This is a genomic window from Nonomuraea sp. NPDC049129 (genome assembly GCF_040648495.1).
GTDB lineage: Bacteria > Actinomycetota > Actinomycetes > Streptosporangiales > Streptosporangiaceae > Nonomuraea.
The window spans coordinates 34,243-58,564 of sequence record NZ_JBEZDU010000003.1; the positions used below are offsets into that span (position 1 = coordinate 34,243).

The 24,322-nt window shown below is 70.5% G+C and carries 24 protein-coding genes; 15 read left to right on the plus strand and 9 right to left on the minus strand.

Annotation, left to right across the window (positions count from 1 at the left end; genetic code table 11):
- Positions 1-86 precede the first annotated feature (86 nt).
- A complete protein-coding gene (locus AB0B64_RS09580; protein WP_357939020.1) occupies positions 87-1,049 on the plus strand; it encodes a GlxA family transcriptional regulator in 963 nt (320 codons plus the stop codon).
- A gap of 6 nt (positions 1,050-1,055) precedes the next feature.
- On the opposite strand, the gene AB0B64_RS09585 is transcribed toward AB0B64_RS09580, so the two are convergent.
- Entirely contained in the window at positions 1,056-1,709 is a 654-nt protein-coding gene (locus AB0B64_RS09585; RefSeq protein WP_357939018.1) for a hypothetical protein, read from the minus strand.
- A gap of 265 nt (positions 1,710-1,974) precedes the next feature.
- Between AB0B64_RS09585 and AB0B64_RS09590 the strand changes: the two genes are divergently transcribed.
- Together AB0B64_RS09590 and AB0B64_RS09595 are read left to right on the plus strand one after the other, a co-directional pair.
- Positions 1,975-2,700: a ThuA domain-containing protein gene (locus AB0B64_RS09590; RefSeq protein ID WP_357939016.1), complete on the plus strand. Its 726-nt coding sequence runs from the start codon at positions 1,975-1,977 to the stop codon at positions 2,698-2,700.
- Positions 2,701-2,707: 7 nt separating this feature from the next.
- Positions 2,708-3,748, plus strand: a complete 1,041-nt coding sequence (locus tag AB0B64_RS09595) for a Gfo/Idh/MocA family oxidoreductase (protein WP_357939014.1) — start codon at positions 2,708-2,710, stop codon at positions 3,746-3,748.
- A gap of 12 nt (positions 3,749-3,760) precedes the next feature.
- On the opposite strand, the gene AB0B64_RS09600 is transcribed toward AB0B64_RS09595, so the two are convergent.
- On the minus strand, positions 3,761-5,494 hold the full coding sequence (locus AB0B64_RS09600; protein ID WP_357939012.1) for an IucA/IucC family protein: 1,734 nt from the start codon (positions 5,492-5,494) through the stop codon (positions 3,761-3,763).
- A gap of 53 nt (positions 5,495-5,547) precedes the next feature.
- Here AB0B64_RS09600 and AB0B64_RS09605 point away from each other — a divergent pair, with 53 nt between their 5' ends.
- The 7 genes from AB0B64_RS09605 (at position 5,548) to AB0B64_RS09635 (ending at position 11,787) form a co-directional block, all read left to right on the plus strand.
- Positions 5,548-7,203: an IucA/IucC family protein gene (locus tag AB0B64_RS09605; protein ID WP_358176067.1), complete on the plus strand. Its 1,656-nt coding sequence runs from the start codon at positions 5,548-5,550 to the stop codon at positions 7,201-7,203.
- Between the two features lie 163 nt (positions 7,204-7,366).
- Positions 7,367-7,498: a lasso RiPP family leader peptide-containing protein gene (locus AB0B64_RS09610; protein ID WP_357939008.1), complete on the plus strand. Its 132-nt coding sequence runs from the start codon at positions 7,367-7,369 to the stop codon at positions 7,496-7,498.
- Positions 7,499-7,513: 15 nt separating this feature from the next.
- Positions 7,514-9,346 carry an asparagine synthase-related protein gene (locus AB0B64_RS09615; RefSeq protein ID WP_357939006.1) on the plus strand — a complete coding sequence of 611 codons (1,833 nt, stop codon included), beginning with the start codon at positions 7,514-7,516 and terminating at the stop codon, positions 9,344-9,346.
- A complete protein-coding gene (locus AB0B64_RS09620; RefSeq protein WP_357939004.1) occupies positions 9,346-9,606 on the plus strand; it encodes a lasso peptide biosynthesis PqqD family chaperone in 261 nt (86 codons plus the stop codon). Before AB0B64_RS09615 ends, AB0B64_RS09620 begins: the two co-directional genes overlap by 1 nt.
- Positions 9,603-10,028, plus strand: a complete 426-nt coding sequence (locus AB0B64_RS09625) for a lasso peptide biosynthesis B2 protein (RefSeq protein ID WP_358176070.1) — start codon at positions 9,603-9,605, stop codon at positions 10,026-10,028. Before AB0B64_RS09620 ends, AB0B64_RS09625 begins: the two co-directional genes overlap by 4 nt.
- Positions 10,025-10,972, plus strand: a complete 948-nt coding sequence (locus AB0B64_RS09630; RefSeq protein WP_357939000.1) for an ABC transporter ATP-binding protein — start codon at positions 10,025-10,027, stop codon at positions 10,970-10,972. Before AB0B64_RS09625 ends, AB0B64_RS09630 begins: the two co-directional genes overlap by 4 nt.
- On the plus strand, positions 10,969-11,787 hold the full coding sequence (locus AB0B64_RS09635; RefSeq protein ID WP_358176073.1) for an ABC transporter permease: 819 nt from the start codon (positions 10,969-10,971) through the stop codon (positions 11,785-11,787). The genes AB0B64_RS09630 and AB0B64_RS09635 overlap by 4 nt, the downstream gene beginning before the upstream one ends.
- 81 nt (positions 11,788-11,868) lie before the next feature.
- Here the strand turns inward: AB0B64_RS09635 and AB0B64_RS09640 are convergent, their stop codons facing one another.
- From AB0B64_RS09640 to AB0B64_RS09655, 4 genes are all read right to left on the minus strand, one after another.
- Positions 11,869-12,555 carry a hypothetical protein gene (locus tag AB0B64_RS09640; RefSeq protein WP_358176076.1) on the minus strand — a complete coding sequence of 229 codons (687 nt, stop codon included), beginning with the start codon at positions 12,553-12,555 and terminating at the stop codon, positions 11,869-11,871.
- Positions 12,556-12,629: 74 nt separating this feature from the next.
- Positions 12,630-13,775, minus strand: a complete 1,146-nt coding sequence (locus AB0B64_RS09645) for an esterase-like activity of phytase family protein (RefSeq protein ID WP_358176078.1) — start codon at positions 13,773-13,775, stop codon at positions 12,630-12,632.
- A gap of 109 nt (positions 13,776-13,884) precedes the next feature.
- Positions 13,885-14,649 carry an SDR family oxidoreductase gene (locus AB0B64_RS09650; RefSeq protein ID WP_357938992.1) on the minus strand — a complete coding sequence of 255 codons (765 nt, stop codon included), beginning with the start codon at positions 14,647-14,649 and terminating at the stop codon, positions 13,885-13,887.
- 192 nt (positions 14,650-14,841) lie between these two features.
- Positions 14,842-15,819, minus strand: coding sequence for an endo alpha-1,4 polygalactosaminidase (locus tag AB0B64_RS09655; RefSeq protein ID WP_358176081.1), 978 nt, complete (start codon positions 15,817-15,819; stop codon positions 14,842-14,844).
- 247 nt (positions 15,820-16,066) lie between these two features.
- Between AB0B64_RS09655 and AB0B64_RS09660 the strand changes: the two genes are divergently transcribed.
- From AB0B64_RS09660 to AB0B64_RS09675, 4 genes are read left to right on the plus strand one after another with little or no spacing between them, the layout of a single operon-like run.
- Complete coding sequence (locus AB0B64_RS09660; RefSeq protein WP_358176084.1) at positions 16,067-17,356, plus strand: alpha-glucosidase/alpha-galactosidase; 1,290 nt, start codon at positions 16,067-16,069, stop codon at positions 17,354-17,356.
- Positions 17,353-18,639: an ABC transporter substrate-binding protein gene (locus AB0B64_RS09665; RefSeq protein ID WP_357938986.1), complete on the plus strand. Its 1,287-nt coding sequence runs from the start codon at positions 17,353-17,355 to the stop codon at positions 18,637-18,639. Before AB0B64_RS09660 ends, AB0B64_RS09665 begins: the two co-directional genes overlap by 4 nt.
- Positions 18,636-19,568 carry a sugar ABC transporter permease gene (locus AB0B64_RS09670; RefSeq protein WP_358176087.1) on the plus strand — a complete coding sequence of 311 codons (933 nt, stop codon included), beginning with the start codon at positions 18,636-18,638 and terminating at the stop codon, positions 19,566-19,568. Before AB0B64_RS09665 ends, AB0B64_RS09670 begins: the two co-directional genes overlap by 4 nt.
- Positions 19,569-19,579: 11 nt before the next feature.
- Positions 19,580-20,398 (plus strand): carbohydrate ABC transporter permease, encoded by an 819-nt coding sequence (locus AB0B64_RS09675; RefSeq protein WP_358176090.1) that lies wholly within the window; start codon positions 19,580-19,582, stop codon positions 20,396-20,398.
- Between the two features lie 24 nt (positions 20,399-20,422).
- Here AB0B64_RS09675 and AB0B64_RS09680 read toward each other — a convergent pair whose 3' ends face one another.
- Positions 20,423-21,265, minus strand: a complete 843-nt coding sequence (locus tag AB0B64_RS09680) for an SMP-30/gluconolactonase/LRE family protein (RefSeq protein WP_357938980.1) — start codon at positions 21,263-21,265, stop codon at positions 20,423-20,425.
- 129 nt (positions 21,266-21,394) lie between these two features.
- Positions 21,395-22,153 carry an IclR family transcriptional regulator gene (locus AB0B64_RS09685; RefSeq protein ID WP_357938978.1) on the minus strand — a complete coding sequence of 253 codons (759 nt, stop codon included), beginning with the start codon at positions 22,151-22,153 and terminating at the stop codon, positions 21,395-21,397.
- Between the two features lie 142 nt (positions 22,154-22,295).
- Between AB0B64_RS09685 and AB0B64_RS09690 the strand changes: the two genes are divergently transcribed.
- Positions 22,296-23,144 carry an alpha/beta hydrolase gene (locus AB0B64_RS09690; protein ID WP_358176093.1) on the plus strand — a complete coding sequence of 283 codons (849 nt, stop codon included), beginning with the start codon at positions 22,296-22,298 and terminating at the stop codon, positions 23,142-23,144.
- On the opposite strand, the gene AB0B64_RS09695 is transcribed toward AB0B64_RS09690, so the two are convergent.
- Positions 23,137-24,234 (minus strand): sialidase family protein, encoded by a 1,098-nt coding sequence (locus tag AB0B64_RS09695; RefSeq protein WP_358176096.1) that lies wholly within the window; start codon positions 24,232-24,234, stop codon positions 23,137-23,139. The genes AB0B64_RS09690 and AB0B64_RS09695 overlap by 8 nt on opposite strands.
- Positions 24,235-24,322: the final 88 nt, after the last annotated feature.

The following is a 24,322-nucleotide window of genomic DNA, read 5'->3' on the forward strand; positions in this document are numbered from 1 at the left end:
CCACCCCGCGTCTCCCCGCCAAAAGGCGGGCAAATCGACAGGTCCGGAAACTTGGGGTCCCGGTCCTTCCGACGTAGGGTCTGGCCATGACCGTACGGCGGATCATCGTCATCGGATACGCGGCGGCGGAGCTGCTCGACATCGCCTGCATCACCAGCTCCCTGGTGACGGCCAACCACCACGCCCGCCGCCCCCTGTACGAAGTGCGGCTCGCCACCCTCGGCGGCAACCCCATCACCTGTGGCACCGGACTGACGCTGCAGGCCCAGGAAGTCCTCGAACGCGTCACCGGCCCCCTTGACACGGTCGTCGTCGTCGGCGGCATCGGCCACCAGGAGGCGGCGGAGAACCGGCCGATCCTGTCGCACCTGCGACGCCTCGCCCGCGAGAGCCGCCGCGTCGCGTCGGTGTGCACGGGAGCCGGCATCCTGGCCGCGACGGGCCTGCTGGACGGCCGGCGCGTGACCACGCACTGGGAGTGGGCGCGCGACCTCGCGGTCCGGCACCCCTCGGTGACCTTCGACCCCGACCCCATCTTCATCCGCGACGGCAACGTCATCACGGCGGCCGGCGTCACCAGCGCTCTCGACCTCACGCTGGCCTTCATCGAGGACGACCACGGCGCTGACCTGGCCAGGAAGGTCGCCCGCACCCTGGTGACCTACCTGCAACGGCCCGGCAACCAGGCGCAGATGAGCATCTTCACCGGCGCGCCGGCGGGCGAGGACAAGCTGGTCAGGCAGGTGACCGAGTACGTCACCAGCCACCTGGCCGCCGACCTGACCACCGCCACGCTGGCGGCCGAGGCCGGGGTGAGCGAGCGGCACCTGACCCGGCTGTTCATCAAGGACCTGGGCCAGACGCCCGGCCGGTTCGTCCGGCAGGCCCGTACGGAGGCGGCCGCCCACCTGCTGGCCTCGACCACCCTGCCCATGGCCGGCGTGGCGGCCCGCTGCGGCTTCGGCACGGCCGAGACGCTGCGGCAGGCGTTCGTGGACCGCTACGGGATCCCGCCGTCGCGCTACCGGCTGACGCAGCGATCGGCGTGAGTACTCCTACTCATCTGCCTTGAACGTGAAGCTGGTCGGCGGGCTGAAGGACGGGTCCGGCACGCCGTACACGAGCGAGATCTGCTCGTGCGCCTTGATCACGATGCTCGCCGGGTCGCCGGTGAACGGCTTGCCGTCGACCTGAGTGGTGAGCACCTTGCCGTTGCCGGTCCGCAGCGCGCCGATCTGGTTCGCCGAGAGGGTGACGCCCCACTGCTTGAAGATCTGGCCGAGGGTGTAGACCTCGCCCTTGGCGCGGGACTCGACGTGGATCACGCCGCGGCCGTCATGGGTGTGTACGGGGGTCATGTCCTCCCCCTCGATCCCGATGTTGGCCGGGACCGCCACCTCCCTGCCGTCCACGAAGAGGCTCAGATGGGCGTGGTAGTGCTCGGCGGTGCCCATCGGCCCGGCGGTGAGACCGGCGGCCTTCATCCCGGGGGCCGGGTCGTCCGGGATGGACCAGGGCGGCGTCCCGCCGTACGGCTGGGCGGGCTTGGCCGAGACGGTCTGGAAGATGCCGTACCCGGCCGCGGCCAGGGCGACCAGCGCGACGGCCGAGCCGATCCCCGCGGTCACCCACCTGCGGCGGCCCGGCTCTTCGATGACCGGCGGCTCGGCGGGGCGTTGCTGGGATTCCGGCGTCTCAATCGTGGACATGGGCGCTCCTGGGCAACATGCGGCTTTGCGACCTTCAGCTCATCATCCGCGAAAGAGGATCAGCGCAGATGACCCCGCCACCGGCCGGATGTGGCCGTGCTTTACGGCCAGCGGAGTCACCTGGCCGTTGAATCGCCACGAAAGGCACATCGGGGTCATCCTCTCCCCCGAAACCGGCTTCAACGCCCCCGATAGCGGCGAGAACCATCCAACAAAGGGTCCACGACGTTCAGAGGGCCGCAGGGCCCCTCGGGGAGGCACACGGATGCCGATCAAGGTCACCGTCTGGAGCGAGAACTACCACGAGCCACGCGAGGAGGACGTACGCCTGCGCTACCCGGAGGGCATTCACGGCGCGATCGCCGCCGGCCTGACCGAGCGGCTCGGCGACCGCGTACAGGTGCGCACCGCGATCCTGGAGGAACCGGAGCACGGGCTGTCGGAGAAGGTTCTCGCCGAGACCGACGTGCTCACCTGGTGGGGGCACATGGCCCACGAGGAGGTGTCCGACGAGGTCGTGGAGCGGGTGCATCAGCGCGTGCTCGGCGGGATGGGCCTGCTGGTGCTGCACTCGGGCCACTACTCGAAGATCTTCCGCAAACTGATGGGCACCACCTGCTCGCTCACCTGGCGCGACGCGGCCGAGCGCGAGCTGGTCTGGACAGTCGCCCCCGGCCACCCCATCGCCGAGGGCGTACCGCGGCCGCTGGTCATCGGTGAGCAGGAGACGTACGGCGAGCCGTTCGGCATCCCGGAGCCCGACGAGCTGGTCTTCGTCAGCAATTTCAGCGGCGGCGAGGTCTTCCGCAGCGGCTGCTGCTACCGCCGGGGCCTGGGCCGGGTCTTCTACTTCAGCCCCGGCGACCAGGGGCACCCGGTCTACCACCACCCCGACGTACGGCGCGTGCTGGCCAACGCGGTGCTGTGGGCCGCCCCCGCGTCCGGCGTCGGCGACCCTCTGCGGAACGCCCACACCCCCATCACCTGGTAGGAGCCGCATGACCTTCATAACCCTCGATGAGGACCGTCCGCTGCGGGCCGTGGTCGTCGGCGCCGGGTACATCGGCGGCCAATGGGCACCCGAACTGCTCGCCCATCCCGGCACCGAACTGGTCGGCTGGGTGGACGTGGCCGAGGAGCGCGCCCGCGCCTCCGCCGCCGCCCTGGGCCTGGACGGGCTGCCCGTCAGCGCCTCCCTCACCGCCGTGCTCGACGGCGAGGAGCCCGACTTCATCGTCAACTGCACCGTCCCCGGGGCTCATCGCGAGGTCACCGTCACCGCCCTGGAGCGCGGCGTGTCGGTGCTCAGCGAGAAGCCCATGTCGATCACGCTCGACGAGGCACGGAGCATGGTGAGTGCGGCGGACCGGGCGCGGCGGCTGTTCGCGGTCAACCAGAACCGCCGCTTCCTGCCGAACCTGGTGGCCTTCCGCAGGACGGTGGCCGAGCTCGGGCCGCTCGGGCTGCTGACCTCGGAGTTCTTCATGCCGTACAAGGGGCCGCCGTTCCTGGACACGCTGGAGCACCCGCTGTTACAGGACATGGCGATCCACCTGTTCGACGCGGCCCGCGCGGTGTCGGGGGCCGATCCGGTCAGCGTCTACTGCGAGTCGTTCCGGCCGGCGTGGACCTGGTATCCCGGTGCCTGCTCCGCCACGGCGATCTTCGAGATGACCGGCGGGCTCCGCTACACCTTCACGGGGAGCTGGTCCGCGCCCGGCCAGGCGACGTCCTGGACCGGCAGCTGGCGGGCCGCCGGCACGCACGGCACGGCGCGCTGGGACGGCGAACGGCGGCCGACGGTGGAAGGGGCCAATGGGCACAAGGTACGCAGACATCCACCCGAACCGGATCGGTACCCGGGGCGGGCCCGGTTCAGCGGGCTGGCGGAAGGGCTGGAGGAGTTCCTGGCCGGGCTGCGTACTGGGCGGCCGCCGCAAGGTGAGTGCCACGACAACATCCGAAGCCTGGCCATGGTGACGGCCGCCCTGGAGTCGGCCCGCACGGGGGCCCGGGTGCCGGTGGGCTTCGACGTCTGAGGGGCGCGTGGGTCAGGTCCGCGACAGCGGGTTGGGCAGCCGGGCCCAGCGGTCGCCGGTGGGGCCGCCTTCGAACTGCATCACCGTGTGCGCCTTGACAGGGAGCTCCGGGCCGAACAGCGCTGCCCGGTCAGCACGGGTGTCGGCGGTGGCGGGCAGGTCGTCGAACACCTGACCGGCCACCGCCGCCACCACCGCCCACAGCCGCTCCTCCGCCTCCCGGTCGCCCTGCCCGAGAGCCGAGACGAGACTGCTGAAGGTGGTGCCGACGAGCGAGCCGAACAGCTTGGCGTGCAGCTCGTCCGGATCGTCGGTGATGAGGCGAGCGCTGAGCGGGGGCGGCGTAAGGCCGTTGCGGCGCAGGCGCGCGGGGCTGACCCGTATGTCGGCCAGGTCCCGGTAGACCAGGCGGATCGGGCGACCGTGACGGTCCAGGACGACCAGGAGGTTCTGCCCATGCGCCTCCAGCGTCACGCCGTACGCCAGCAGCCCCAGCGCCGCCTCCAACGCCTGCCGCGCGAACTCCCCCAGCCACTCCACGGCCGCACCCAGGCGTGGACCGCCGGACGGAGACTGGACGACGCCGTGGATCAAGGGCGGGCCGCCGGACGTGGGCCGGACGATGAGGGCCGCCACGGGAAGCACCGTCTCGCCCGCGCCCGCGTACTCAGTCGGCGACTCACGCACCAGGACCGCCAGGTCGGCACTGGGCTCGCCATCCACCACCGCGCAGGCGGCGGCCAGGTTGCGGGTGATCCGCAGCGGCCCGCCCAGCCGCCGGGCCAGATGCACCAGCATGGCCGAGAGCGGCGCGCTGTCACGGATCGAGCCCGGCGAGATGTCCCGTACGTTGGACGTCAGCCGCGTGGAGAACGCCGTCTTGAAATGCGGCCCGCCGCCGACGGGCGCGAGCGTACGTACGCAGATCAGCGGCCGGGCCGCTATCCCGCCGGCCACGAAAGGCCGGAACCCCAGCTCCGGCAGCACATGCCTGCTCTGCCACGGATGGGCGGGCAGCAGCAGCCGGTCACCGTCGCGCAGCCAGTCGGGCCAGGCCCCGATGACCACGCACCGCGACGCCGGCACCGCCACCAGATCCAGATCGACGATGGGCCGGTGCTCGGGCATGTACGCCAGTTGCTCCGCCAGCGACACCCCGGGCCGGTTACGACAGGACGGATGGTACGGATGCCCGTCCACCACACTCTGCTCGAACCACTCCAGCGACCCCTCCTCCGCCCCGGTCCCCAGCCCCAGCCTGGCTCCGGCACGCGCGAGCGCCAGGGAGGCGACGCTGCGGTCCAGATCGGCGCCGAAGCGCTCCGATCCCGGCAGCCCGAGCGCGGCCAGCAGTTCGCCCGGCCGCGGGTAAGCCTGCCCGTCCAGCAGCACCGCCGAGTCCTCCCCCGCCCCCAGGTCGTACGCCATACGGCTGGGCCCGGTGAGCAGACGCCCATCGGCCAACCGGACCCGCCCGGCCGCGCTCTCACGCCAGGCTCCGCCATCGTGCCTGGCCACGCCGTCCTGCCTGACCGCGCCCTCGCGCCCGTCTGGGCCCTCCCGCCCGGCCAACCCGGGCACCGGCTCGTACAGCAGCCCCCGCCAGAGCAGGCCCAGGATGGTGGTCCGTGCCCCCGGCAGCGCCTCGGCGTAGGCGGCGGCCAGACCGGGACGGACCTGTGCCAGCTTTGCGGCAAATTCCGCTTCTGCCCGACCTTGAGGGGGATCCTCCAATTCAATACTCATAACGGGTAGTTACCCCGTGTATGACCACCGATACGAGTGGTGAGGGATCCGCGATGGCGCACCATCCCGAGGGGCCGGACCCGGCACAGGTGACCGTCGCCGACGCTCTCACGATGACGGCTCTCCTCAACTGCCTGGTCCGCGAAGTGGTCAGCCCCGAGTGCGGCCAGAACGACGGCCACCGGACCTACCGTCTGCCCACGACCGGACACCTGCTGCGCGTGCGCGCCGGACGCTACCCCGGCCACCCCGCCCTGTACACGCCCGGTGGCTGGCTCCCCCTGTCCCTGGACCGCCTGGTGGCGCTGACCGCCGAGGAGCTGACCGCGTACACCGGCGTGTCCAACGACACCCTCGCGGGCGAGATCCGCCACAGCAGGGACGTCGTCGCCACTCTGCTGTCCACCCGGCGCACCCCCACGTCGAACACCCGACCGTTCATCGAGCCCACCGAGCTGTTCCTGCGGTCCGAGCAGGCCCTGGTCGCCGGGCACCGCTACCACCCGGCTCCCAAGGCCCGTGGCGGCCTCGGTCCGGACGCCTGGCTCCCCTACGCGCCCGAGGCCCGCGCCCGCTTCCCGCTGATCCTGCTCGGGCTGGCGCCCGAGATCGTGCTGGAGGAGGGCGACGCCACCGCGCTGGACGTCCTTGGACCGCAGCCGCCCGATGGCGGCCTCCTGCTGCCCGCCCATCCCTGGCAACTGGAGCTGCTGGGCGGCCACGCCGCCCTGCGGGACGGGCGGCTGCAGAACCTGGGCGAGACCGCCGCCGTTCGGGACGGCCGACTGCGCTATCTCGGCGAAACCACCGCCATGGCCGTGCCCACCTCTTCGCTGCGCACCGTGTACCTGCCCGACGTGGACCTGTTCTGCAAGTTCAGTCTCGACGTCCGGATCACGAACGACGTCCGCCGCCTCTGGGCCCGCGACCTGCGCCAACTCACCTCGGTCGACCGCCGGCTGCGGGAGGTCTTCGACGACCTGCCCGCCCACCTGCCGAGACCGTCCGTACTCTCCGACCGGGGCTACCGCACCGTGGACCTCGGCGATGGCGACGGCGGCGAGGCGCTGGCGGTGGTCGTGCGCGACGGCCTGGGGGCGCACCTGCGGCCCGGCCTGACGGCGCTGCTGGCGGCGGGGGTCAGCGAGGGCTTTCCCGGCAACCCGCTCGACGGCCTCGACGAGGACCGGGCGCTCGCCTGGTGGCAGGGCTACCTGGAGCACGTCGTACCACCGGTCCTGCACGCGTACCTGCGTCACGGTGTGGTCCTGGAGTGCCACCTGCAGAACGTACTGATCGGCGTGGACGCCACCGGCGCCCCGGCGCAGGTGATCTTCCGTGACCACGAGGGTGTCAAGCTGGTCGCTGACCGGCACCCGGACACGACACCGGGCGTCAGCGCGGCCTACGGCTGGGAGCGGCTGGTCTACTGCCTGGTGACCAACAATCTCTGGGAGATCGTCGGCGCGATCGAGGAGCGTCACCCGGGCCTCGGCGGCGAGCTGTGGGCGCGGGCCAGAGATCTGCTCGCTGGGTACGCGGCGGACCACCTAGAGGTCCGCACCCTGCTGGCCGCCGGCCACGTGCCCGCCAAGGCCAACCTGCTGCTGCGCTGGCTCGGCGCCGACGGCGGCGAGATGCGCTGCGTGCCCGTCCCCAACCCGCTGCTCGCCCGTCCCCAACCCCCGCTGCGTGCCCGTCCCTACTGACCCCTCTGCGTGCCCGTCCCCAGCCATCTGGGGGCCAGTAGCCGGTCAGCACAGAAACCGTGACCATGGTCATCGCTATTAGTAACCGAATAGCTACTGTCAGTGACAGTGCCAGGTAGATAGACATGGGCGTGACCGACATCATCTCTGAAAGGAGAAGGTCATGTACACACCAGCCGCGTACGAGCCGCCGGCCCTGGCCGAAGTCGGCGATTTCGCCGACCTGACGCGTGGTTTCCCGTCAGGCTTCGTCCTTGATTGGGCCCCCCAGCCGTTCCAGTGGTTCTCCGGCTGACGGGCGGGAGCATCGGTGCTAGGTGAGATGTGGTTCGCCGTCCTCCCCGACGGTGAAGCCGGTCTTGCCGCGGCAGGCGTGCTGCTTCCTGGAGCCAGTCAGGTGATCGACCACGCCTCCGGGCGGCCGTGGTTGATCGGGGACTGGCCCGGCCACCAGATCCGTCTGGCGGCGGCGGGAGCGGCACGGGTGGCGGTGATCGGGCGCTGCCCGGTCACCGCCACTGACCTGGCCCTGCGGCTGGCCCGGATACCCGACGTCGAGCGGATCGAGCAGGTCGTCGCGGGGCTGACGGGCAGCTTCCACCTGGTCGCCTCGATCGACGGCAGGGTCGCGGTGCGGGGCACCGCCTCGGCCGTCCGCCGCGTGTTCCATGCCCGCGTACGCGGTGTGACCGTGGCCGCCAGCCGTTCCGACGTGCTCGCGTGGGCGACCGGCGGGCGGATCGACGAGCGGGTGCTGGCCACGCGGCTGCTGCCGAGCGGGGTGGTCGGCCCGTTGCAGGACCTCGGTGTGTGGCGCGACGTCAGCTGCCTGCCGCCCGACCGTACGCTGCTGATCGAGCCCACCGGCATGACCGGCATCCGCACCTGGTGGCACCCACCCGAACCGGCCCTGCCCCTGGCTGAGGGGGCGACGGCGCTCCGCGAGGCGCTGACCGGCGCCGTGGACGCGTGCACCGCCGACGGCGGCACCATCAGCGCCGACCTGTCCGGCGGCATCGACTCCACCAGCCTCTGCTTCCTGGCCGCCCGCGGCCGGGCAAGCCTGATCACCGTGCACTGCGAGGGCATGGACCCCGGCAACGACGACCCGGCCTGGGCTTTCCGCGCGGCCACCGGCCTGCCGGATGCGACGCACCACGTCATCGGCAGCGACGAGCTCCCGCTGTGGTTCGCCGGGCTGACCGAGCCCCAGCCGTCGATGGAGGAACCCTCCGGCTGGGTACGCGACGCGGCACGGCTGGCCGACCTGGCCTGGCGGCTGAGCACCGCCGGTTCCCGGCTGCACCTGATGGGGGTCGGCGGCGACGAGCTGTTCTCGGCACTTCCGCCCTATCTTCACGACCTGGTCAGAGACCGGCCGTTCACGGCGCCCGCGCACCTGCGCGCCCGCCGGGCCCGCTGGCGCAGCTCCTGGTGGCGGATGCTGCGGGCGCTGGCCGACCGCACCGACCACCCGGCCTGGCTGGAGCGCTGCGTCACCGACTTGAGCACCACGCCCGCGGCCGCGGACCCCTACTCGATGGCCTGGGGACCGCCGCTGCGCATGCCGCCCTGGGCCACCGCCTGCGCCGTGCACGCGGCCCGCGACGTACTGGCCGGAATCGCCGCCGCGCGCCCGGCGCCGCTGTCGCCGCTACGCGCCCAGCACCAGACCCTGCTCTACGCGCGCACCGGCGGGGCCGGGCTGCGCCAGATCGACCAGGCCACCTCCCGCCTGGGTCTCCCGTACGCCGCGCCGTACCTGGACGACGCCGTGATCGAGGCCGCCCTGTCGGTACGCCCGGAGGAGCGCGCCGGCCTCGGCCGTTACAAGCCGCTGCTGGCGGCCTCGATGGACGGCGTCGTGCCGGCCGAGATGCTCGAGCGCTCGACCAAGGGCGAGTACGGCGCCGACTTCTACGCCGGCTGGCGGCGCCATCGTGACAGCGTGCTGGAGCTGTTCGAGGCGTCGGAGCTCGGCCGGCTCGGGCTGATCGACACCGGCGCCCTGCGTGCCGCCCTGCTCGGCGTGCACCCGCGGCCGCACGTCATGGAACCCCTGTCGCAGACGCTCGCCTGCGAGATATGGCTGCGCTCACTGACCCCACACCGGATGCCGGCCATGACCACGGGAGACTCCTGATGCCCTTCAGCCTGCGCGGCGGCGTGTCCGCCGCGCACTCCATCGACGGCATGGTGCTGCTCGACGAGCACACCGGCCGCTACTGGCAGCTCAACGCCACCGCCACGCTGGTCCTGCGCGCCCTGCTCTGCGGCGCCTCTCCGGGCGAGGTGTCCAAGAGGCTGACCGGCAACCACCCGGGGCTGTCCGTCGAGCAGGCGGACCGCGACGTCGCCGACCTGCTGGCGGCCCTGCGCCGAGCCGGACTGGTGATGCCGTGAGCCACCCGATGACCTCCGAGTCACGCGCTCGGGTTTCGCCGGCCAGGACATCGGCGGCGCTCCTTGCCGTCGCCGCGGCCCGGCCACTGGCCGGGCTCAGGCCGTACCGCATCCGGCGCGTCCTGGGGGTGATCCGGCGCGGCGCCGTCGCCGCCACCGCCGCGCAGGCCCTGGCCGCCAGGGACGACGTGGTCGCCGTGAGCGCGCGCTGCGCCGGGCCCGCCTGCCTGCAGCGCTCGCTGGCGACGGCCATCCTGTGCCGGCTCCGGGGCACCTGGCCCACCTGGTGCGCGGGGGTGCGCGTGGAGCCGTTCCGCGCGCACGCCTGGGTACAGGTGAACGGGCAGCCCGTCGGCGAGCCCTACCCGGCCGGCTACTACCGGCCGATCATGACCGTCGCGGCCCCCCCGACCGCCCCATGAGGCCGGGGGCGATCCACACCCGCTCGCTGCGCAAGTCCTACCAGGGCATGCGCGCTGTGTGCGGGATCAGCCTGAACGTCGAGGCCGGGGAGATGTTCGGCTTCCTCGGGCCCAACGGGGCCGGCAAGTCCACCATGATCTCGATGCTGTCGACGCTGCTGCGGCCCAGCGGCGGCCGGGCCCTCGTCGCGGGCATAGACGTGCGCGACGACCCGAAGGAAGTACGCCGGCGCATCGGGCTGGTCTTCCAGGAGCCGACCGTCGACGCCGACCTGACCGTCCGCGAGAACCTCGCCTTCCACGCCACCCTCTACGGCCTGGGCAAGCACGACGCGCGCCGCCGCGTGGCCGAGGCCGCGGACCTCGTGGGCCTGACCGGCCGCGGCGACACGCTGGTACGCACCCTGTCCGACAGCATGAGACGCCTGCTGGAGATCGCCCGCGGGCTGCTGCACGAGCCGGGGGTGCTGTTCCTCGACGAACCCACGGTCGGCCTGGACCCGCAGGCCCGCGCGGAGATCTGGGAGCACCTGCGCGAGCTGCGCCATCGCCGGGCCATCACCGTGTTCCTGACCACCCACCACCTGGAGGAGGCCGAATACTGCGACCACATCGCCATGGTCGACCGGGGCCGGGTGGTCGCCGACGACTCACCGGCCGCACTGAAGCGACTGATCGGCACCGACCGCATCCATCTGCGCACCGGCGACGACCAGGCCGCGGCCGCCACGCTGTCCGACTATCTGGGCCTGTCCAGCGCGTGGGGACCTGACGGCCTGTACGTCCAGGTGACCGACGCGGCCACCGCCATCCCCTGGGTGTGCACCGTGCTGCGGGTGCCCGTCCACTCGATCGAGGTACGCCGTCCCAGCCTCGACGAGGTGTTCCTGCGCTACACCGGCCGGACCTTGGACGGCGCGGCACGTCCGGGGGTGTGGCCGTGACCGTGGACGCCCGTCCCTCCCTCTGGTCACGTCTCCTGCGCCGGCTCTGGTGGGAGACGCGGGCCGCCCACGTGGTTTGGCAGCGCGAACTGCTCCACTATGTCCGCAACCCCGCCCGTCTGATCATGACCCTGGTCCAGCCGGTCGTGTACCTGCTGGTCCTCGGCACCGGGCTCGGCGCCATGCTCCCGGGCGGTGACGGCTATCTCACCTACCTGTTTCCCGGCGTACTGCTGATGACCGTCCAGGCGCCCGCCATCGCCATCGGCGCCTCCGTCGCGGTCGACCGCGAGGCGGGCTTCCTCAGGGAGATGCTGGTCGCGCCCGTCCATCGGGTGAGCCTGCTGGCGGGCCGGTGCGCGGGCGCCGCCACGGTGGCCACCTGTCAGGGCGTGTTCGTCCTGGGTCTGGCGGGGGTGGCGCACATCCCGTACGCGCCTGAGCTGATGCTCGCCCTGGTCGCCGAGATGGCGCTGATCGCGTTCGCCATGACCGCGTTCGTCGCTCTGCTGGCCGTGGTCATCTCCCCGACACCGTCCTTCCACGCGGCACTGGGGTGCGTGCTGACGCCGCTGGTGTTCCTGTCGGGCGCGCTGTTCCCGATCGCGGGCCTGCCGGGCTGGTTGACCGCTCTCATGATGGCCAACCCGCTCACTTACGTGATCGACCTGCTCCGGCGGACCATCGCCCCCTACCTCGCGCGGCCGGAGCCCGCCGCCGTCCACTCACCCGTCCTCATGGAGCTCGCCGTCACCGCCGGGGTCGGCCTGCTCTCCCTCCTCCTGGCCGCCCGCCGCCTCTCCCGCCCGCACTGAGGCCGTCCAGAGACCCCAGCCCGACGGACCGTCTTCCTCCCCTCCCCGAAAGGGGGTCCCTCCAGAGAGACATTGCGGTCCCTACACCAGGCCGACCATGAACCCCTCGTCGCGGATCCCCAGGTAGGCCGCGGGACGATATTGCCGCATCGCCCGCTCGATGACCGGAATGTACTTGGGGTTGGAGCCAAGGGGCAGCCGGTAACCGTTCTTGACCGTGTGGAACTCCCACAGGTGCTCCAGTTCCGGGTGGCGAGCGCGAAACCCGGGGTCGGCCGGGAAGAGATCCAGGCGCACCATCACCTTGCGCATGATGTAGTCGGCGAGCTTGACCCGGCGCTGCTGGGTGCGCGAGATGCCCACCCCCGACAGCTCGGCCCACGGCGCCGACCACGGCCTGCCCTGGGGATCGTCCCAGCGCACGCCATAACCGTCGAAGACCAGCCGGCGAGGGCGGCTGAGCTTGCGCCACGTGATGATCGGGAGGGCCCCGATGGCCAGGAACAGCAGCCCGAACAGCACGGCGACGACAGTGGTCCCGGTGCCGCCCCTGACCTGGCCGGTGAGCGACGACACGATCGTGATGAGCCCGATGACCCCGGCCACGGAGCCGCCGATCAACGCCTTCGTCTTGGCGTCCCCGCCGACGTCGATCACCACGGGAGGCGGGGCGAAGGCGGGGGGTTGCTGCTGCGGGGGATACGGGGCGTTGAACTGCTGCTGGTGGTGGGGTGGATACGGTGGCTGTTGCGGCGGCCGGTACGTCATGAAAAGTCAGGCTAGTTCGGGCGACCAGACCCTCCGCGACGCTTCACCGTTTTGCGAAGCGAGTTCGAGCAGGTTCAGCAGCTCCGGGTGGCGAACGCCAGGAACTGCGTCGTCTCCTCGGCGGAGAAGTTGTCGTCGGACCCGATCACCAGCGTGCACTCGCCCGTGCGCAGCCGTGGTCCCCAGGCGAGGCTCTCCAGGTTCTGTACCGGCGTCCGGATGTCATCGAGGTCGGTGACCAGGCGCTTGGAGACCGCCCGGTAGGGCCCGCCGGTCGTCAGGCTGTTCCTGGCCAGCACGTTCGTGGCTCCACGCAGGTCGATCTCGTACAGCTTCACCCGGTAACCGACGCCTTCGAGCCAGGTGCGTTCCAGAGCCAGGAACCGGTGCTCGTCGATCGCCAGGAGCTCCGAGACCCCGCTGTCGGACTGCCCGGTCGGCGGGACAGGAGCGGTGGGCAGGGGGTCGACAGGGTAGACGTACTGGGCGCTGGGCTTGCTCCTGAAGCGGCTCCATACGGTGAGGCGGGCCGCCGCGCCGTGCTCGACGGTCGGCGGCTCCCCGTCCTCGAAACGCGGGCCTTCGGTGGCGGTCGTGATCGTGCGCGAGGTGATGGCCAGGCCCTCGATGCCGAAGTTGCGCCTGGGCCCGGTGTCCGTGCCGGTCATGCGCAGGTTGGCGGGCATCGACAGCTCGCCGATCTGCTGTCCCTGGACGTCGGCCCGGTGGACGTACAGGCCGGACGGCGGGATGTCCGGGTGCCCCGCGTCCGGACGGTCACCTTCGTCACCCCACAGCAGCCGGTCGGTCCACCGGTCGTAGCGGATGGTCTCCGGATCGGCGGACCCGGGCTCGCCGTACGGCGGGTAGGTGCTCCCGTCGGGGCGCAGGAAGGTGTTGACACCGGTGAGGTGCACGCCGGTGAACGCGCCGGTCCTCCAGTCGAAGGCGAGTCGCCCGGTGTAGAAGCGGGCCGGGCCGTAGCGCCCGCGGTCGTCGGAGATGAGGTACCAGGTGCCGGTGAGCGGGTCGCGATCGAGTCCGGACAGGCCACCGACCGTGGTGCCGGCGTAGGACATCTTGTACGGCAGCCGCTGTTCGCCGAGGAAACGGGTGATCTCGACGGGCTGCGGTGAGGCACTCGCCGCCGTGGCTGCGGGCACGGCGGCGAGGCCGATCGTGACCGCGACGGCCGCGGCGATGCCCACTATTCTCCGCATTCATCTCTCCCCGCTCGGCGACACCGGCGGGGATATGAGATCGCGAATTCATCGGAAAGTCCACACGAATTATTAACGGCGATTCAGCCGCGATCAGCGAGAAAAGTGCTCACATGATGGCGAGTTGCCCGCCGTCGATGACCAGCTCGGTGCCGTGGATGAAGGCCGCGTCGTCCGAGGCCAGGAAGGCGTATCCGGCCGCGACCTCCTCGGCCAGCCCGGCCCGGCCGAGCGGGATGTGGTCACGCTCGTACGCCGATACGAAATCGTCCGCCAGCCCGGCTGAGATGGTGGAATTCAATGGAGTCTTGATATATCCGGGACAAAGGGAATTGACGCGAATGCCGTGCTTTCCAAGCTCCACGGCCATGGTCTTGGAGAGCAGCAGCACGCCACCCTTGGAGGCGTTGTAATGCGCGTAGTCGGCCTCGCCGCCGAGCCCGTTCGTGGACGACATGTTGAGGATCACTCCGCCGGCGCCGCGCGCCACCAGATGCCTGGCCACGGCCTGGGCGACCAGGAACATCCCCCGCAGGTTCACCGACACGATCCGGTCCCAGTGGTCGGGCGTGATCTCCAGGAAGGGCTCGCGCCAGGCGATGCCCGCGTTGTTGATCAGGACGTCGATCCCGCCCAGTGTCGCGATCGCGCCGTCCACCAGCCGGGCGACGTCGCCCTCCGAGCTGATGTCGCCCGCCAGCCCGTGCACCTCGCCCAGCGGAGCCAGCTCGGTCACCGCCTGGTCCACCTCGGCTTCGTCGAGGCCGCCGAGGACGACCCGGGCGCCCTCCTCCAGGAACCGGCGCGCGGTGGCGGCGCCGATGCCGCTGCTGCCACCACTGATCAGCACCCGCTTCCCTGCCAGTCCACGCATGAGGCCCTCCACTGTCGCGACTCGGCTCCGAACGTAGCATTGGTTCCGCTATGCGCACGAGCATTCTGCTATTCGGAAAGGTCCGCAGGTTCCACGAGCCCCTGGCGCCTGCTCATGAACCGCAGGTAGCCCGGAACAGCGTTCTGTTTCACGGAAAGGTGGCCCCACCCCCGACGGGGCCACCTCGCCCGGCTACCTACAGGGCTTGTAGGGCAGATCCTTGAGGGAGTAGTCGGTCGCCTTCTTGATGGCGTTGACGTTGAGCGTGGCCGCCTTGCTGCAGAAGCCGGACGGCGAGGTCAGATACTCCACCTGGAACACCGGCTTGCCCGCCCGGATGAACGGCGTCAGCTCCCCGCACTCGTCGAACTCGAAGCACTGCTCGTTGACCGCGTAGTCGAAGTCGCCCACCAGGTCGGACACCTGGGAGAGGTCGTTCTTCAGCGCCACCGACAGGCCCTTGGCGTGACCCAGGGCGGCCAGGGCCCGGTTGAAGATGAGCTGGGTGGCCGGGGTGACCGTCCAGCCGGTGACCGACTTGCCCTCCTCGTGCGCGTTCACCACGTCGAACTCGACGCCGTCGAACCCGGCCTGGGCGCACTTGTCGACCCGGGCCGCCATCATCGTCAGCAGGAAGTTCCGCTGGCCCTTGTCGTTGTTGATGTTGGCCCAGCGCTCGTTCGGGAACTCCTCGCTGAACGGCTTGCCCAGCAGGGAATTGCCGTGGCTGTTGTCCCAGTCGACGAACGTCTGGTAGTCGGGCCGGTACTCCTCGATCGAGCCGGCGTCGACGTAGCAGATCGCCTTGGCACCCTTCGCGTGGATGGCCGAGACGGCGGCGGTGTTGAGCGTGGTGTTGTTGCCCACCACATCGGCGTCCGCGTAGAGGTCGATGTCGAACACCGTCGGCTTCACGCAGGCGCCCCCGGTCTGCGGGACCTGGCAGATGTCGACGTTGACGCCGCCGGTGGCGGGGTAGGCGGAGTTGCCCTGGAGCTGGTACTGCCAGCGGCTCTGCAGCGGGGGCTTCCAGATCGCCGCACGAGCGTCGGCGGTGGAAGTGGTCGTGGCGGCGGCGGCCGATTCGGCTGCGCCGAGGACCGCCACCGGCGCGATGACCAGCGCCGCGGCCACGGCGGACCGGGTGAAGAACGATCGGAGGTTGACCATACTCACACCTTCTATTCCGAATGATGGAATGCTATTCCGGCCTCAAGGAAATAGGGCAAGATCATACGTTGTCAATCTTGTCTCGATGTCGAGAATTCCTCACAAAAGGCGTGCAACGCCCACCAGGCGGTTCTCCCCAGAGCTTTCCGCATAACGGAATGCTAGTCTGCATCGTGGATGGATGGCTATACTCGCCGCACGCAGCGGGCCCTCACGCCCGCCGTGGTCCGTGGAGGGAAAGAGCCCGATGGCACGCATCGTCTTCATCGGCGCCGGCAGCGTCGAATTCACCAAAAACGTCCTCTCCGACATCCTGACCTTCCCCGAGCTGGGGGACTCGACCTTGGTCCTCCATGACATCAACCCCGAGCGGCTCGCCACCGCGGCGGCCATGGCCGAGTGGATGGTCGCCGCGCTCGGCCTCGGCGCCAAGGTGGAGGCCCATCTCGACCGCCGCGCCGCCGTGGACGGCGCCGACTACGTCATCAACGAGATCGCGGTCGGCGGGCACGCCGCGACCCGCGTCGACTTCGAGATCCCGCGCCGCTACGGCCTGCGCCAGACGATCGCCGACACCCTCGGCATCGGCGGCATCTTCCGCGCGCTCCGTACGATCCCGGTGATGGTCGGGCTGGGGAACGACCTGGCCGAGCTGGCGCCGGACGCACTGCTGCTCAACTACACCAACCCGATGGCGATGATCCCCCGGGCCGTCTACCAGGGCACCCCCTTCAAGCGGGTCGTCGGGCTCTGCCACTCGGTGCGCGACACGCAGGCGCGCCTCGCCTCGCTCGTGGGCGTACCCGAGGACGAGGTCTCCTTCGTCACGGCCGGGGCCAACCACCAGGCGTTCGTGCTGCGGTTCGAGCACGGTGGCCAGGACCTGTACCCGGCGCTCGACGACGTGATCGCCCGGGATCCCGACCTGCGCAGGACCGTGCGGGTGGAGATGTACCGCCGCTTCGGCTACTTCCCCACCGAGTCGAGCGAGCACGGCTCGGAATACCTGCCCTGGTTCCTGCACCACGACGACCAGGTGGCGCACTTCCGCATCCCGGTGGACATCTACCTGCGCTGGTCGGAGGAGAACCTCGACACCTACGCGGAGACCAAGCGGCGCCTGGCGGCCGGCGAGGGCGTGGAGATCGAGCCCGCGATGGAGCTGGCCTCCGAGGTCATCCACTCGATCGAGACCGGCACCCGCAGGGTGGTCCACGGCAACGTACGCAACGACGGGCTGATCGGTAACCTGCCGCCCGACGCCTGCGTCGAGGTGCCCTGCCTGGTCGACCGGTCGGGGATGCGCCCGACCCGGATCGGCGACCTGCCGCCCCAGCTCGCCGCGCTGAACCAGACGTTCCTGAACGTCGGCGACCTGACGGTACGGGCGGCGCTCGAAGGCCGCCGCGACCACGTCTACCACGCGGCCATGCTCGACCCGAACGCCGCCGCCACGCTCACCCTCCAGCAGATCCACGACCTCGTGGACGAGATGATCGCCGCCCACGGCGACCTCCTTCCCGAGGGCGTCCGATGAGGCGCGCCCTGGCCACCGTCACGGGCATCGCCCTGCTCGCCACCGGCTGCGGCTCGGCGGCCGGGAGTGAGCAGGCGGGCGGCCCGGTGCGGATCACCGTCTGGGACGGCCAGTCGGACGCCGCCGCCAAATCGATCGCGAAGCTGGTGGCCCAGTTCAACCAAGCCCATCCGGACATCAAGGTGAGCCTCGAGTCCGGGGCCGCGACCGCCGACGGCATGCTGCCCAAGCTCACCGCCGCGCTCACCTCCGACGCCTATCCCGACATCGCCTATCTCTACGGGTCCTGGGCGCCCAACCTGGCCAGGAACCCGAAGACGGCCGACCTCACGCAGTACGCGAAGGATCCGGCCGTCGGCTGGGCGGACTTCTGGGCCAGCGAGCGGGAGGCGGCCACCGTCGAGGGCAAGGTCATCGGCTTCCCGGCGGTGGTCGACAACATGGTGGTCCTGTACAACAAGAAGCTGCTGGCCAAGGCGGGAATCGAGGCCCCGAAGCCCGACTGGACCTGGGACGACTTCCGGGCGATCGCCAAGAAGACCACCGACGCCGGGTCCGGCACCTTCGGCACCACCTGGGCGATCAGCGGTGGCGAAGAGGCCGTCTGGGGTCTGTGGCCGCTGGTCTGGCAGGCGGGCGGCGACGTGCTCTCCCCCGATCGCAAGAAGGCCGTCTTCAACTCCGCCGCCGGGCAGCAGGCGCTCGGCCTGCTGCGTGGCATGGCCATCGACGACAAGTCGCTCTACCTGGACTCCAGCCCGGCCGAGAAGGGCCAGAAGCTTTTCGAATCGGGCCGGCTCGGCATGTTCCTGGCCGGGCCGTGGGTACTGCCCGACCTGCAGGCCGCCAAGGTCGACTACGGCGTCGCCCAGCTCCCCGGTACGAACGGCAACCACGAGACGGTCTCCGGACCCGACAACTGGGTGGTGTTCAAGCACGACGACCGGCGGGTCAAGGCCGCCGCCACGTTCCTGACCTGGCTGACCGCGGCCGAACAGCAGCTGGAGTGGATGAAGGACACCGGCTCGCTGCCCATCCGCGAGTCGATCACCAAGCTGCCCGGCTACCAGGACTACCTCACGAAATATCCAGGCATCGAGGTGATCTCCACCAACCTGACCAACGCCAAGCGGGTCAGGCCGCCGACGACCCGATATCCGCGGGTGTCGGCGTTCGTGGCCGAGGCCATCGCGCAGACCCTGCTCGGCAAGGCCGATCCCAAGACGGCCCTGGACGAGGCGGCCGCCAAGGCCGACGCGGCGCTCGCCGTACCAGGATCGTGAACAGCACCGCGCCGGCCCTGGACCGGGCCGCCGTCGGCCACCGGCAGCCACGCGACCGCCGCAGACTCGCCGAGAACGTCGCCGGCTGGACCTTCGCCGGCCCCGCCTCGCTGATCATCCTCGGCTTCTCGCTGGTCCCGATGGTGTGGGCGCTCGCGCTGTCCTTCACCGACTCCGACCTGCAGACGCCGGGGCGGAACGTGGGGCTGGCCAACTACCGGGCGCTGCTGGAGGACCCCGTCTTCTTCCAGGCGCTGCGCAACACCGGGCTGCTCGTCGTGCTCTACATCCCGGCGTCGCTGATCGCGGGCCTGCTCGTGGCGGTGCTGCTGAACAGGAAGGTACGCGGGATCGGGTTCTACCGGACCTGCTTCCTGGTGCCCTACATCGCCTCGGCGACCTCGGCCGGGCTGCTGATGGGCTACATCTTCGACCGGGACTTCGGGCTGATGAACGGGCTGTTCGTCAAGCTCGGGCTGCCGGTGCAGGGGTTGCTGAGCAGCCCTTCGCAGGCCATGTTCGTGCTCACCCTGATCTTCTTCTGGACCCGGTTCGGGTTCGCGGTGGTGATCTATCTGGCCGCGATCCAGGAGATCAACAAGGAGATCCTGGAGGCCGCCTCGATCGACGGGGCGGGCCGGTGGACCACGTTCCGGCACATCATCGTGCCGTCCGTACGGCCGATGACGCTCTTCCTCACGGTCTGGGGCGTGATCGACGCGCTGCAGTTCTTCGACCTGGTCATGACCACGACCAAGGGCGGCCCGGCCAACGCGACCGTGACGATCGTCTACTACATCTGGCAGCTCGCCTTCAACTACTTCACGGCCGGCTACGGCGCGGCCGTGGCGTACGTCCTGTTCGTCGGCACCCTTGTGCTGATCATCGGCGGCTTCCTGATCGCGCGCAGGAAGGGAGCTTTGGCGTGAAGAGGCATGGCGTGAAGAGGTTCCGCCTGCCCAGCAAGTGGCATCTGGTGCTGCTGCCGATGTCGGTGGTGACCGTGCTGCCGTTCGTCTGGATGATCCTCAGCTCGGTGATGACCCAGGGCGAGCTCAACCGGTTCCCGCCGCCGTTCTGGCCGGAGGGCATCGACCTGGGCGGCTACCGTACGGTGCTCAACGGCTCGAACTTCCCCCGCTGGTTCCTCAACAGCGTGATCGTGTCCGGCGCCATCGTGCTGGCCCAGCTGGCGCTCTGCAGCCTGGCGGGCTACGCGTTCGCCAGGATCAGGTTCACCGGCTCCAGGATCACGCTGGTCCTGGTCATCGCCACCGCGCTGATCCCCTTCCAGCTCACGGTGATCCCGACCTTCCTGATCTTCAACAAGGTCGGGCTGACCGACACGCTCGGCGCGCTCATCGTGCCGCAGCTCAGCTCGGCGGTCGGCATCTTCCTGATGACCTCGTTCTTCCAGTCCTTCCCGAGGGAGCTGGAGGAGGCCGCGCGGATCGACGGCTGCTCGCGGTACGGGGTGTTCTTCAAGGTGGTGCTACCGGTGGCGCGGCCCGCGCTGGCCGCGCTGGCGGTCATCACGTTCATCACCGCCTGGAACGACCTGTTCTGGCCGGTGGTGGCGATCAACTCGGACGCCAACTACACCGTGCAGGTGGGGTTGACGTCGTTCCAGGGCCAGCACCGGGCCGACTGGCCGGCGATCATGGCGGGCACGGTGCTGACGACGCTGCCGGTGCTGGGCGTGTTCCTGTTCGGCCAGCGCCGGTTCGTCCAGGCGCTGACCGGCGCGGTCAAGGGCTGATCGGGGCGGGGGCTGAGGTCACGGTCACGGGTTCAGGTCGCGGTAGGGGTTGGCGGGCAGGCCGGTGAACGAGGTGCGCCGCCGCCACAGCTCGCCGCCGGTCCGGCCGTCCCAGGCGGTGGTGACGTACAGGATGTCGAGGTCGGGGCCGCCGAAGGCGCAGCTCGTCACGTTGGTGGCGGGCACCTCCACCGTCAGGTCGGGCTGCCCGTCCGGCCGCAGCCGGACCACCTTCCCGCCGCCCCACAGCGCCACCCACACATGCCCCGACGCGTCTACCGTGAGGCCGTCGGGGCTCGGGAGCACGGCGAACAACCGGCGATCCGCGACCTGACCGGTCGCCGGGTCGTAGTCGAAGACGTCGACCCGGTCCGTGAGCGTGTCCACGTAGTAGAGCAGCCGCTCGTCGGGGCTCCACCCGATGCCGTTGGAGATCGTGACGCCGTCGAGGATCCGCTCGACACGGCGGTCGGGGTCGAGGCGATAGAGCGAGCCCGCGCCAGGAGTGTCGTCCTGCGCCATGGTCCCGGCGAAGAACCGGCCCGCGCGATCGCATGCGCCGTCGTTCATCCGGTTTCCGGGTGGTTCGGCCGCCGTCACGGGCGCGACGACGGTCAGCTCTCCATCGATCAGCTCTCCATCGTGTACGGCGAAACCGTCCCTGACGGCGAGCGCCAGCCCGCCGGACGCACGCGGAACCGCCACGCCCACAGGCTGCCCCACGTCGATCGACTCGTGCGAGCCGTCGGCGGGGTCGAGCCGGTGCACCAGGCCCGCGGGGATGTCCACCCAGAGCAGCGTCCCCGTCCGCTCGTCCCAGCACGGCCCCTCACCCAGCCGCGCGTGCGGTACGGGTACGACCTCCATCGTCACTCCCCTTGTTCCGTATGTCAGAACGTCATTCCAGTTAGAGTGCCAGGAGATCACCCGGAAGATCGCACTGTCAACCGATCAGCCCTGCCGCCGCGACCGCCCACCGCAGATCGTGGCCGCTGGTCAGCCCTGCTCCGCGACCGCCCGCCGCAGGGTGTGGCCCACCTCTTCCATCCGGGCCGGTGACATCCTGTCCTTGATCGCGGTCACGCTCACCGCGGCGACGGGAGCCGTCCGCCCCAGGAAGACCGGGGCGGACACGCAGCGCACGCCGGGTTCGTTCTCCTCCATGTCGAGCGCGTAGCCGCGCTGCCGGACCTGGTCCAGGTGGGTGGCCAGCTTGGCCGGGTTCGTGATCGTGTTGCGGGTCCTGGTCGCGAGCGGGCCGTAGCGGTCGGCCCATGCCTTGATCGCCTCGTCGGTCGGGTAGGTCCACGCCAGCAGCGCCTTGCCCACGCCCGTGCAGTGGGCCGCGTTGCGCCCGCCGACCACGGAGGTCATCGTGATGGACCGCACCGCCTCGACCTTGTCCAGGTAGACGACCTCGCCGCCGTCCAGCATGGCCATGTGCACGGTCTCGGCGAACTCCTCGCTCAGCCGCAGCAGCAACGGGCGCACCAGCGTGCGCAGGTCCATGGTTTCGTAGAATCTGAAGGCCGTGGCGAGCATCTCGGTGCCGAGGAAGTAGGGCCCGCTGGGTTCGGGCTGCGCGGCGAAACCGCGATGCTTGAGCGCGCCGAGCAGCCGGTGGAGCGAGCTCTTGGGCAGGCCGAGCCGGGTGGCCAGCTCGTCGAGTGTCACCCCTCGGCTGTGCTTGCCGATCTCCTGCAGGATCAGCAGGGCGCGGTCGACGCTGCCCACCGGCGACTGGGCCTCGGCCATGGATTCTCCTAGCGTATTCCGAATAATGGAATGCTATCGCGTATTGCGGAAACTTGGCTAGTCGCCACCCTCAACTCTTTACGGCATAAGCTATTGTGTGGATGATTGGTTTACAGCGTATGGAGTTAGAAGGAGATCCTTGATGACCGAGGCCAAACTGCACGACGGAAGCACGATCCACCTGGAGGTGCACGGCCGGGGCCCGACAGTGCTGCTGCCGGTCAACCCGGTGCCGATCGACGGCACCAAGGCCGACGACATGCGTAAATGGGGCGTCGACCCGGCGCTCGGCCGCAACCTCATCGACGGGCTGTCGGACGCGTTCAGGGTCGTCGCCTTCGACTACGAGGGCCACGTCCTGGCCACCCCCAAGCCGGACACGCTGACCCCGGCCAACATCGCCGCCGACCTGCTCGCCGTCGCCGACGCAGTGGACGCCGACCGGTTCGCCTACTACGGCTACTCGTGGCTCGCGCTCAGTGGGTTGCAGCTGGCGATCAGGACCGACCGGCTGTCGGCGCTCGTCATGGGCGGCTACCCGCCGCTCGACGGACCGTACGCGGAGATGCTCAGCGTGACCATGACCACCTACGAGATGTCCGGCCAGGACCCCGCCCCGAAGAAGGAGGCGGAGCCCAAGGCCGAGAACGAGTACGACTGGGACTCCGCGGAGGTCACCATGACGGAGGCCCAGACCAGGCAGTTCGTCACGCTCTACGAGGGTCTGCAGGATTTCGACGACCGGGCGGCGCAGGCGAGCCTGAGCTGCCCGCGCCTGTGCTTCGCGGGCTCGGCCGACAAGATCGAGTACGGCGAGCGGTGGGGCGGTGTGGACGTGGACATCGCCGGGCCGATGGTCAACCGGCGCGCCGAGCTCGAAGCGCTCGGCTGGGAGGTGCGCGTGCTCGACGGCCTCGACCACATACGGGCGATGCAGGTGGCCAATGTCCTGCCGATCCTGCGGCCCTGGCTGGAGAGCCGGATCAGGTGAGCTCGGCGATGGGGACGCGGCGGAAGGCGATGGTCGAGTAGGCGCTGGTGTCACCCGTCTCGTACAGCAGCCCGACCGTGTCCGCGTCCACCCTGACCAGGTCCGAGTACGCCGCGGGCAGGCCCGACACCGTGTGCACGGGCCGCCACGTGACGCCGCCGTCCGCGCTGGCCCGTACCGTCATCACCGCCCTGGCGTCCGGCGCCCCCGGGGCGGAGAACAGCAGGACGTCCGGCGCCTCGCACTGCAGCACGCTGCCCTCCACGACCGGGCAGACCAGATCGGCCTGCGGGCGGAACGGCGCTTCGAGCGTCTGCCCGCCGTCGGCCGAGTAGGCGTCGGCCCGGTTGCCGGGAGCGGTGGAGTCGGTGCGGGAGTTGACGTAGAGGCGGCCGTCCGGCAGCTCGGTGGCCGTGGACTCGTTGATGTTGAGGTAACCGTCGTTGTTGCCGTCGACGTACCCGATGCGCCACGAGGTGCCGCCGTCGTCGCTCAGCAGGCAGTGGCCGCCGTTGTACTTGCCCTCCGTGCCGTTGTCGCGACCGGTCGGGGGCACCGAGTGGTTGGCGGGGACCACGAGGCGACCCGCGTGCGGCCCCTGCCGCAGCTCGACCGCGTGGCCGGGGCCGGTGGCGTACCAGCGCCACTCGGGCCGCTTCGCGCTAGCGGTGATCTCGCGGGGCGCCGACCAGGTGACGCCGTCGTCGTCGCTCGCCTGCACGTACACGCGGCGGCCGTCGGCGGCGGCGACCTGGCCGCGCCTGATCTTGTCCTCGGTGGCGGCGGGGCCGTTGCGCACGTACACCAGGACGATCCGGCCGTCGCGGGTCACGATGGGGGCCGGGTTGCCCGTGGTGCCCTTGCGCGGTTCTGAGGCGACCACGCGCGGTCCGTCCCACGTGGCACCGCCGTCGGTCGACCTCTTGAGCACGATGTCGATGTGGCCCGAGTCGCCGGCCGAGCCGTGCCGCCCCTCGGCGAAGGCCAGGATCGTGCCGGCTCCGGTCACCACCGCCGCCGGGATGCGGAAGGTGTGGTAACCGTCGGTGCCCGCCCGATAGGGCACCGATGTGGGGTAGCCGTGCGCCATCGGGTTCCTCCTCGTCCGCCTGCGGATGCGACTTTATGGCGCGTACGCACGGTCGCCGGGTCCGCTCACCTGCCCGCCCGCAGGCGAT

Coding starts and splice junctions, on each gene's coding strand:
- AB0B64_RS09580 (WP_357939020.1), top strand. CDS start 87: ATGACCGTACGGCGGATCATCGTCATCGGATACGCGGCGGCGGAGCTG.
- AB0B64_RS09585 (WP_357939018.1), bottom strand. CDS start 1,709: ATGTCCACGATTGAGACGCCGGAATCCCAGCAACGCCCCGCCGAGCCG.
- AB0B64_RS09590 (WP_357939016.1), top strand. CDS start 1,975: ATGCCGATCAAGGTCACCGTCTGGAGCGAGAACTACCACGAGCCACGC.
- AB0B64_RS09595 (WP_357939014.1), top strand. CDS start 2,708: ATGACCTTCATAACCCTCGATGAGGACCGTCCGCTGCGGGCCGTGGTC.
- AB0B64_RS09600 (WP_357939012.1), bottom strand. CDS start 5,494: ATGAGTATTGAATTGGAGGATCCCCCTCAAGGTCGGGCAGAAGCGGAA.
- AB0B64_RS09605 (WP_358176067.1), top strand. CDS start 5,548: ATGGCGCACCATCCCGAGGGGCCGGACCCGGCACAGGTGACCGTCGCC.
- AB0B64_RS09610 (WP_357939008.1), top strand. CDS start 7,367: ATGTACACACCAGCCGCGTACGAGCCGCCGGCCCTGGCCGAAGTCGGC.
- AB0B64_RS09620 (WP_357939004.1), top strand. CDS start 9,346: ATGCCCTTCAGCCTGCGCGGCGGCGTGTCCGCCGCGCACTCCATCGAC.
- AB0B64_RS09630 (WP_357939000.1), top strand. CDS start 10,025: ATGAGGCCGGGGGCGATCCACACCCGCTCGCTGCGCAAGTCCTACCAG.
- AB0B64_RS09640 (WP_358176076.1), bottom strand. CDS start 12,555: ATGACGTACCGGCCGCCGCAACAGCCACCGTATCCACCCCACCACCAG.
- AB0B64_RS09645 (WP_358176078.1), bottom strand. CDS start 13,775: ATGCGGAGAATAGTGGGCATCGCCGCGGCCGTCGCGGTCACGATCGGC.
- AB0B64_RS09650 (WP_357938992.1), bottom strand. CDS start 14,649: ATGCGTGGACTGGCAGGGAAGCGGGTGCTGATCAGTGGTGGCAGCAGC.
- AB0B64_RS09655 (WP_358176081.1), bottom strand. CDS start 15,819: ATGGTCAACCTCCGATCGTTCTTCACCCGGTCCGCCGTGGCCGCGGCG.
- AB0B64_RS09660 (WP_358176084.1), top strand. CDS start 16,067: ATGGCACGCATCGTCTTCATCGGCGCCGGCAGCGTCGAATTCACCAAA.
- AB0B64_RS09665 (WP_357938986.1), top strand. CDS start 17,353: ATGAGGCGCGCCCTGGCCACCGTCACGGGCATCGCCCTGCTCGCCACC.
- AB0B64_RS09680 (WP_357938980.1), bottom strand. CDS start 21,265: ATGGAGGTCGTACCCGTACCGCACGCGCGGCTGGGTGAGGGGCCGTGC.
- AB0B64_RS09685 (WP_357938978.1), bottom strand. CDS start 22,153: ATGGCCGAGGCCCAGTCGCCGGTGGGCAGCGTCGACCGCGCCCTGCTG.
- AB0B64_RS09690 (WP_358176093.1), top strand. CDS start 22,296: ATGACCGAGGCCAAACTGCACGACGGAAGCACGATCCACCTGGAGGTG.
- AB0B64_RS09695 (WP_358176096.1), bottom strand. CDS start 24,234: ATGGCGCACGGCTACCCCACATCGGTGCCCTATCGGGCGGGCACCGAC.